This is a genomic window from Phocaeicola coprophilus DSM 18228 = JCM 13818, assembly GCF_000157915.1.
In the GTDB taxonomy this organism is placed as follows: domain Bacteria; phylum Bacteroidota; class Bacteroidia; order Bacteroidales; family Bacteroidaceae; genus Phocaeicola; species Phocaeicola coprophilus.
In genome coordinates, this window is sequence record NZ_EQ973637.1 from 243,333 (window position 1) to 245,781 (window position 2,449).

Annotated in this window: 1 protein-coding gene and 1 pseudogene; both read right to left on the reverse strand. The window is 48.1% G+C overall.

Annotation, left to right across the window (positions count from 1 at the left end; translation table 11 throughout):
• Positions 1–567: pseudogene (locus tag BACCOPRO_RS18035) on the reverse strand (hypothetical protein); the annotation flags it as partial.
• Positions 568–570: 3 nt separating this feature from the next.
• The gene (locus tag BACCOPRO_RS07180) at positions 571–2,340 is read right to left on the reverse strand and encodes a type VI secretion system Vgr family protein (RefSeq protein WP_008142262.1); all 1,770 of its coding nucleotides are present in this window, start codon (positions 2,338–2,340) and stop codon (positions 571–573) included.
• Positions 2,341–2,449: the final 109 nt, after the last annotated feature.

Genomic DNA, 2,449 nt, shown 5'->3' on the forward strand with positions numbered 1-2,449 from the left:
TTTCTGGTAGGTCGTCATGAGCTTGCCGAACTGTTCTTGGCCGATGATATCGCCGGTTCCCCATACCATCTGTTTGTCGAATGGTTGGGAGAGTGCCTGACTGAACCACTGTCGGCATCCTTCATAGTCCTTTGTGCCTTCCAGATTGAAAATGAAGCTGCATTTCATGTCTGTACCGCTGACAAGCTCGTGGGTCAGCCGGTTGAAATTTTCCACTACTGTCTGGGCTGCATTGCTGCTATTTATGGTGCTGTCATCTGCCTGCCATTCCACTTTTTCAAAAACGATGTCTTCAGGCTTTTTCGAGTTGTTCCAGTACTCTATTTGCTTGCTGATATATTGCAGTACATCTTTACTGAACTCCATTGCTGATGTAAATGGAAGGGCGATGATGAAGACCATGTCTTCTTCTTCGCTGTCGATGGCCAGCATGTAGTCATAGAAAGCCTTGAGCATGGTTTCGTCCCCCGGATTGATGACAATGCGTATCATCTTTACCGGTTGTGCTACGGCATCCTCCCAAAGGAGGAGCATATTGTCCGCTATTTGTTGTATGGCATTGCTCATAGGTCAATTCAGTTTTACGATTGTACCTGCTATGGCGGTTGTTCCGCTGGAGTCCACGGTGGCCTGTGTGTTGCCCGACAGGGTTGCGGTTTTGCTTCCCATGGCGGTTACGTCGCTTCCGCTTATGTTATATGCTTCTTCGGCACTGCTGTTTATTGTTTTTGCGGCCTGTGTGATTTCGTTGGCGGCTGTTTCCGTAATTTGGGCTTCGGCGGTGGTTTTGATGTTTCCTTCGCTGTCCAGTTCAATGCTGGTTTCGCCTACGCACAGTTTTATGGATTTGGATGCGGAAATGCTGATATTGCCTTTCCCGTCGGCGGCATAGCTGTTGCCGGCCTGATCTGTCATTTTGATGCTTCCTTCGTCGTCATCTATGGTGATGGTACATCCGCTCCGTGTGGTCAGGCTTTTTTTCTTGTTGCCGTTGTCGCCTCCTGTAGCTGTTTTCCCGTTAAACAGGCTGCCCATTACGAACGGACGTTTCGGGTCATCATACCGGAAGCCTACTAGTACGATGTCGTCCTTTTCCGGGATGAAGACAAAACCTCTGTTGGTTGATACTTTATTGCTCATTCCGGCATCGGGAGTCATGACACGTATCCATGAGGTTGTCATGCCATCGCCCTGCCAGTTCATCTTTACCTGTACACGTCCTTGTTTCTTGGGGTCATCATTGCTTACCACTACCGCCTGCTGCGTCTGTGCCACTGGTAGGGGGACTTCCGGGGTCGGAAGACTTGTTGTCAGCGAGTAGAGTGCGGTAAAGTTATTGTTGTAGCTTTCTCCGGTTCCGGCTACATGGGTAATTTCGGTGATGAAATATTCACCTAAAGTCTTTTCTATAAAATCAAATTGGAAGTTCTGTATTGCGGTTTGTATTTCCACTACGCTGCCGAGTGTTATCCGGTTGCAGTCCGTTTCACAGGATATATAATGTGAAGGCGAAGCATCGCTCTGTTGTTTCTTTTGGAAATGGTTTTCTGCTTGGCTGTCGTTGGCAACCCTGATTTCTGTATGTTGGAATGCCTTCGATTTGAAGAGCTTGACAGAAGCGTCAAAGGCCGTTTGCCCCAGCATGTTCATGCCGGTGGGAACATTGGAAGCGGCACCTTTGCAGAATTTTGCATTGGCGGAGTCGTATGAGTTTCCCTCTACCGGGCGGGCAAGTGTTTGTATGCCTATGTTCAGGTCGGATATTTCGCGTCCGTAGCTCAGCTGTATGGCTGATGGCAGTTTGTCAGGCTTGCCGAATACAAGTTGTTTCCCGTCGTAGTACAGCCACTCGTGGTATTGTCTGGCCAGCCTGCGGATAAAGTCGAAGTCGCTTTCCATATACTGGCATTCGTATTCTATCTCAGCTGTATATTCCGGTTTGATGGCGCAAGGCATACCGGCCCTGTCGCATATTTCTTTCACTATGCTGAATAGCGTGGTGTTGGTCCACGAAGCACAGTTTAGCTCTGTTTCGAGAAGGAAGGTCAATGAATACCCCTGGATGAGCAGATAGCCGTGATTGCCTTTCGAGCGGTGCAGTCCCACATGTGTCACTATCCCTTTGAAGCTGTTGCCGCCGCCCAAAAGGATTTCCGCTTGCTTGCCTATCCAGTTCATGCTGTTGTCAAGCGTATGAGTCTTGTAGAATTCACCGGACTCTATATCCATGTGAACTTCAAAATAATGATGGTCATTGATGGACTGTTTCAACACAACCTGAAAAAAGGAAGGAAGAGGAATTCCATCAATGCTGACGGTTGTCTTTTTCTGCTCAAGCATAACGGCAATATTATTTGAGGTGGATAAATAAAATTGCCGCTTGACGGATTGAGCCCTTTCAAGCGGCAATATCTTACATTCCGCTTAGGGGCATTGCCCCGGAGCGTTT

Bases quoted from the DNA above. Each gene is read 5' to 3' on its own strand.
- BACCOPRO_RS07180 (WP_008142262.1), bottom strand. From the start codon at position 2,340: ATGCTTGAGCAGAAAAAGACAACCGTCAGCATTGATGGAATTCCTCTT.